Consider the following 6,311-nt stretch of genomic DNA (forward strand, 5'->3'; position numbering starts at 1 on the left):
CGGCACTTCGCCGGGCCCCGCATTGCAGAAGCCCCGCCTCCTTGGAAACAAGGCGGCGGGGCTTCTTTTGCGTTGCGTGTCGGTGCGAGGCGGGGGGGGGGCGGGCAGGGCGCCAACGCCCTGCCAGGGGCGTTAATCCAGGTCGGGCAGCTGGTCGTAAGGGATGCCCTTGTCCGCCACGAGCCAGTTCTTCGCTTTCTCGAGCCGGGAGGCATTCGGGTTCTTCAGGCCCTCGCTCAAGCCCCGGTACTCCTCCTTGATGGCCATGGCGATGACGGCGGCCACGGCGATGCGCAGCTTGGCCACGTCTTTGGCCCTGACCTCGAAGCACGGGCCGTGGCCCTTGAAATCGACCACCTGCACATGCACTTCCTTCTGGGAGTCCTCCTCGTTGACGAAGTCGAAGGGAGGGTTCGTCAACGACCCGTCGATCTGCCACTTCATCCCGTTCACGTAGTAGTGCTTGAACAGGTGGAGCGTGTGGAACACGTATTCCCAGCGTTCGAGCTTCAGGTAGTAGGTGAGGGCCTTGTGGTCGGGCTTGATCTGCCCCATCTCCCCGCCCATGCGGCCGAAGATGACGGCCTTGTCGCTCTCTTTGGACCACGCTCCCTTGATGCTCAGGAAGGTTTCACCGTCGGCGTACCACACGTCGAAATCCTCGTGGCGCGCTATGGCATCGGTTGGCAGGTACACCTTGTTGTTCTTCAATGCAGATCCCCCTTAAAGGCGCGTTTTCGCTTGCTTTATTATACCGCAGGGCCTCCTGGGACACGGTGCCAAGAGCTGTTTTCAGCGGTTGCGGCCGTCGGTTCGACGCCGGGCGGCTAAACTCAAAATTATGCCAATGATCAGGCAATATAATAAACCGCAACCTCTTGGGTTGACGAAAATCAACCTCCGGGGACGATGGTATGATCCCCAAAATTGTCCCCGTGATTCGATGCCCCTCCCGCCCGGGCAACTAAGCTGTTTCCCGTCAGGCTTTCGCTGACGAACATTATGGCAAGGGGTTGGCAGCAAGACGGTGCGATGTGCCGTCCGAGCCGGCCGAAGAAATGAGACGGAGGATTCCCCTATGTGCTTCAGACCAGCAGATGCAGGTGCGAGCGGCGGCATGAACAAGTGCCCCGAGTGCGGCAAGACCATCCAGATGATGGCCGGCGTTACGTTGAAGGCATGCCCGTTCTGCAAGGCCGACTTCTCGCCGTATATCAACGGCGAGAAGCCGCTGCCGAACGCAGCTCCCGGCGCCCCTGCGGCCCCCGCGGCCCCCGGCGCCCCGAAGGCCCCCGCGGCCCCCGGTGCTCCCAAGCCTCCCACCGCGTAAGCGGACGCGATGCTTAAGCGGCGCCTGCAAAGGGGACGGGCGCCGCGACCACGGAAGGGGGTGGTCCCCAGCACGAGGATCTACACGAGGTTTCGCGCGATGACAAGCGCAGAGATGCTTCTACCGAAACACGAGTGAGAGTGTAGAAAGAAGGAGAACATGGCATACGGTAAACAGTGGCAAACCGTGATGGAAGACGGGACTGTCGTAACCCGCAGCAACACGTGGTCGCCTCCGGGAAGCCACCCGGTGGGATACGGCGTCAAGGTTGTCACGAAGGACGGCGAGCTCGTCCGCATCGAGGGCGACGACGACAACCCCATCACCACGGGCCGCGTGAACGCGATGAACCTCGCGCTGCGCGAGTACACGTACGCGCCTTCGCGCATCATCCACCCGATGAAGCGCAACCCGGAGGACCGCGGCAAGGACAAGTGGGTTCAGACCACGTGGGACGAGGCCCTGGACACCATCTGCGACAAGGTGCGCTACTTCCAGAACACCTACGGCCCCGAGTCCATCGTGGTCTTCGGCGGCACCGGCCGCGAGGCTTGCATCTTCTACTATGCGCTGACGTTCTCGGTGCTGCAGTCGCCCAACTGCTGCTACACGCAGTCCGGTTGGTCCTGCTACGGCCCGCGTTGCTCCATCTCCGACTACGTGCTGGGCGCCGGCTACCCCGAGCTCGACTACGCCGGTCACCTGCCGGGCAGCTACCAGGACCCGCGCTACACCGTGCCGAAGTGGATCGTGGTCTGGGGCAAGGAGCCCCTGCCCTCCAACGGTGACGGCTTCTTCGGCCACTGCCTCGTCGACCTGATGAAGCTTGGCACGAAGATCATCTCCATCGACCCCCGCATCACGTGGGTGGGCGCGCACGACGGCAACATCAACCTGCAGGTCCGCCCGCAGACCGACACGGCCCTGGCCCTCGCCATCATGAACCTCATGTTCGAGACGGGCGAGTACGACCAAGAGTTCGCCGAGAAGTGGATCTACGGCCTCGACGACATGAAGGCTCGCGCGGCCGAGTACCCCGTCGACAAGGTTGCCGAGATCACCGGCGTCGACGCCGAGGACATCAAGCGCGTCGCGCACATCATCGGTACCGAGCGCCCGATCGGCTGGGCGTGGGGCCTCGCGTTCGACCAGAACAAGAACGGCGTGCAGCTGTCCCAGGCGTTCATCGTCCTGGCTGCCCTCGCCGGCTCCATCGACCGTCCCGGCGGCCTGACCCTCGGTCCTCCGTCGGCCCTGCTCGGCAAGTGGCGCATGGAGCAGCGTGGCGCCATGGCCGACGACGTGTGGCAGAAGCGCATCGGCGCGGCGGCGTGGCCCGGCCTGTCCACCGGCATGGCTACCACCCAGCCCGACGAGACGCTGAACACCATGGAGACCGACCAGCCCTACGCCCTGAAGATGGGTTGGTTCAACAGCTCCAACTTCCTCACCCCGACGTGCTCCGCGCAGCCTAAGCGTTGGCACAAGGCCCTGCAGAAGCTCGAGTTCGTCGTGGTCCAGGACCTGACCATGACCCCGACGGCCATGGCCGTGGGCGACTACTTCCTGCCGATGGCCACGTGGGCCGAGCACAACGGCATCGTGCTCACGCACTACGGCCGCAACACCGTGTTCATGGGCCCCATGAACAAGGCTCTGCAGGTGGGCGAGTGCAAGTCCGACGTGGAGATCTGCCTCATGTTCGGCCAGCGCCTCAACCCGTCCTGGTGGCCGTGGTACAAGCCGGCCGACGGCAAGTCCCTCGACCTCGACGCCCTGGCGGTTGCCGTGGAGGACTTCTACAGCGACCAGCTGAAGGAGCTCGGCATGGACTGGAACCAGTTCCGCGAGGAGGGTCTCTACCAGCCCGGCGCCCATGGCTTCGAGTACGAGAAGTACGAGAAGGGCCTGCTCCGCTTCGACGGCGAGCCCGGCTTCAACACCATCACGGGCCAGATCGAAGCTTACTCTATCCTGTACGAATCCTGGGGCGAGGATCCGCTGCCCTACTACGAGGAGCCGAACTACAGCCCCATCAGCAAGCCCGACTTCGCCGGTCAGTACCCGCTGATCACCACGTCCGGTTCGCGTCGCTACAGCTCGTTCCACTCCGAGCATCGTCACGTGCCGTCGCTGCGCCAGATCGATCCGTGGCCGTGGGTCCAGATCAACCCGGAGACGGCTGCCGAGTACGGTATCACCGACGGCGACTGGTGCGAGGTGTACAACATGTTCGGCGAGGCCCGCTTCAAGGCCGAGGTCACCCCGGTCATGAAGCCCGGCATCCTGAACTGCGCGCACGGCTGGTGGTTCCCCGAGCAGGACGGCGAGGAGCCCAACCTGTTCGGCGTGTGGAAGTCCAACTTCAACAGCCTGGTGCCGCACTTCAACGTTGGCAAGCTCGGTTTCGGCGCCCCGTACAAGGGTGTCATGTGCAACGTCCGCCGCGTCCGTAGCCTGGACCAAGACTAACCCGAAAGGAAGTGGCGATAATGGCAGACCAGAAATACGCTTTGCTCGTTGATTACACCTACTTCTCCGGCAACCATGCCGCAGAGATCGCCTGCAAGGAAGAGCTGGGCCTCCCGCTCGACCAGTTCGGCATCAAAGAGGTCGAGGTCGGCCCCTTCCGCAAGGCCGAGGGTTCCGACGGCGACGCGTGGGAGTGGTTCTACATCCCGTGCCCGACGTCGATCTTCTCCGAGCACTGGGGCACCGGCGGCGACAAGGCCGGCCAGCGTCCCCTGGCCGTGCAGGTCGAGGAGTCCGCGTCCATGTACTATGGCACGCTCGAGGAGATGCAGGCCAAGATGGCGGAGTTCGACCGCCCGATGGTCCTGTTCCAGCTGTAAGCCGATAATGCTATGATTGTCGTGGCCGCTGCCTTTGCGGACGGCGGCCACGACGCTGTAACGACTGACAAGGAGGGCACAATGACGCATGATGAGTTCATGGATCTCGATCCTCAGGCAGCAGCCGACAAGCTGAACGCTCTCATGGCCGAGGGCAAGACCCAGGACGAGGCCGCGGCCGAGTTCGAGCTGACCAAGCCGGACCTGCTGAAGCTGAACGTCTTCTTCGTGAAGGACAAGTACATCGCTCGCGCTTGGGGCGGCTACACTTCCACGAAGGCTACCGGCAACGAGGGTGCCGGCGAGCTTGGCCTGGGCGGCAGCTTCAAGGACATCAAGCCGGTGAGCTAAGCTTTAAGCACTAAGCTTGCGCAGAGGCAAAAGGAGGACTCGCTTGTTGCTTGAAGTGGGTCCTCTTTTAGAATGGCGAGCACTACGGCGCCTGCAGCGCTTTGCTGGCGGGAAAGCCTTACGGGCACCGTATTGGGAACTGTGGAAACCATTGGGAACGCGGGCACCGAACCGCACAAGGAGACGAGGGCTTATGGGAACCGAAGACGTCATCAGGGCCGAGATCGAAAAATTGGGTCGGCTGACCCCCGAGCAGGAGGATATCCTGTACAACATCTCCCTCAAGCAGGACGAGCTGGGGCGCGAGTCCACGAACCTGCTGATGGAGAAGGTGAAGGGCAGCCCCCTCTACGAGCCCATGATCGAGCGCGAGTATCTGACGTACGACGTGTTCAACCACGGTGGCAAGCATGAGATAGCCTGCCTGTACGTCACGCTCAAGGGCCTGCGCTACTGCATCATGTTCGCCGACGAGCTCTCGGCGCGCCGCAAGCTCAACCCGGCGGGCGCGCCCTGGAAGCGGGCCTGCTAGGCGCCCACGCGCACGAGGGGCCCGCACTTCGGGGGCCGATCTGCAAGCTTCGATACGGGAAAGGCCCGCGCCACAGGCGCGGGCCTTTCCCGTAGTGCGCGGCGCGCCGGCTGTCGGCGCCGGCCTTACGCCGGGCACAAGGCGACGTCGATGAGGTAGCCGCCGTCCTCGCCGACCTCGTACACGAGGAAGCATCTCTGGATCTGTACCGGCTCGCCGTCTGGACGCCGGACGCTCCGCGCCGTCTCGAGGAAGCGCGGCGGGAACGCGAGCGAGCCCTCCTCGGGGTCCTCCATGAAGTCCGTGCAGCCCTCCGCCTCGAGCGCGGCGCGCACCGGCTCCACGTCCGGCCCGAAGGCCTTCGCCGTCTTCAGGAAGAAATCGCCCTCGTCGAACGCGACGCACGGGTGCGCATGCGCGGCGCGCTCGTTCTTCTGGCGCATCTCGCTGCGGTGCTTGTTCTCGAGCGAGCAGTAGTGCATTCCGAAGCTCAGTCCCTCGTCGAGCGCCCACAGCATGAGCTCGAGCGCCAGCTCCTCGCTGCCCGCAACGGCCAGGCCCCCCGAGTAGCCGTAGTCGTACATGACCTCGAACGGCGGGTTCTTGAGCGTGAGGCCGCGCCGGGCGAACTCGTCCCAGTTGCAGAAGGGGAAGCAGAACTCCAGCAGGTTGATGCCGTCGATGCCCACGTCCTCGAACTGGCGGAACAGCTGCTGCAGGTGCGTGCGCGCTCCGGGGATCACGGGCATCTCAACCATGACCGAGGGGATGAAGCCCTTGGCGAGCCGCATGGCGGCGATCACTCGCCCCTGCTGCTCGGGGGCGTCGTCGTCCTTCACGCTGAAGCGGATCTCGTCGAGCCCGGCATCGCGCAGGCGCGCGGCGGCCTCTGCGGTCAGAAGGTCGCCCGAGGTGTAGAGGCGCTTGTGGGCGCCGGGCCACAGCTCGCCCGCGCGCTCGAGGAAGAGCAGGGCGTTCTCCAGGTCGAGCAGCGGCTCGCCCCCGGTCAGGCCCACGCAGGCGAGCGCGTCGTTCTCGGCCGCCGCCCGGGCCACGCCCTCCTCCCACGGGCACCCCTCGCGGAAGAACCGCTCGTAGTCGGGCTGGTTGTGGTTGAAGCAGAAGTAGCAGTCGCGGTGGCACTTGAACGTGGTGGAGAACGTCTCCGACCCGCGGTTGCCCGTGCACTCCACGCAGGCGGGGGACAGGTGGCCCGCGCTCAGGCTGGCGCCCGCGTTGCGCACGG

7 protein-coding genes are annotated in these 6,311 nt (G+C 64.6%); 5 read left to right on the forward strand and 2 right to left on the reverse strand.

The features are described 5' to 3' along the window. Positions 1-132 precede the first annotated feature (132 nt). On the reverse strand, positions 133-711 hold the full coding sequence (locus GPA_RS15685) for a hypothetical protein (RefSeq protein ID WP_041239791.1): 579 nt from the start codon (positions 709-711) through the stop codon (positions 133-135). Between the two features lie 367 nt (positions 712-1,078). On the opposite strand from GPA_RS15685, the gene GPA_RS15690 reads away from it, so the two are divergent. From GPA_RS15690 to GPA_RS15710, 5 genes are all read left to right on the forward strand, one after another. Then, positions 1,079-1,330: a hypothetical protein gene (locus tag GPA_RS15690; protein ID WP_041239792.1), complete on the forward strand. Its 252-nt coding sequence runs from the start codon at positions 1,079-1,081 to the stop codon at positions 1,328-1,330. A 159-nt stretch (positions 1,331-1,489) separates the two neighbouring features. Beyond that, positions 1,490-3,802 carry a molybdopterin-dependent oxidoreductase gene (locus tag GPA_RS15695; RefSeq protein WP_041239793.1) on the forward strand — a complete coding sequence of 771 codons (2,313 nt, stop codon included), beginning with the start codon at positions 1,490-1,492 and terminating at the stop codon, positions 3,800-3,802. A gap of 20 nt (positions 3,803-3,822) precedes the next feature. Beyond that, entirely contained in the window at positions 3,823-4,182 is a 360-nt protein-coding gene (locus tag GPA_RS15700; RefSeq protein ID WP_015540470.1) for a hypothetical protein, read from the forward strand. A gap of 81 nt (positions 4,183-4,263) precedes the next feature. Next, positions 4,264-4,533, forward strand: coding sequence for a hypothetical protein (locus GPA_RS15705; RefSeq protein WP_015540471.1), 270 nt, complete (start codon positions 4,264-4,266; stop codon positions 4,531-4,533). Between the two features lie 193 nt (positions 4,534-4,726). Then, a complete protein-coding gene (locus GPA_RS15710; protein ID WP_015540472.1) occupies positions 4,727-5,065 on the forward strand; it encodes a hypothetical protein in 339 nt (112 codons plus the stop codon). 125 nt (positions 5,066-5,190) lie between these two features. Here GPA_RS15710 and GPA_RS15715 read toward each other — a convergent pair. After that, on the reverse strand, positions 5,191-6,311 hold a 1,121-nt coding region (locus tag GPA_RS15715), incomplete at its 5' end, for a radical SAM protein (protein ID WP_049784209.1).

It is taken from the genome of Gordonibacter pamelaeae 7-10-1-b, from assembly GCF_000210055.1.
In the GTDB taxonomy this organism is placed as follows: Bacteria; Actinomycetota; Coriobacteriia; order Coriobacteriales; family Eggerthellaceae; genus Gordonibacter; species Gordonibacter pamelaeae.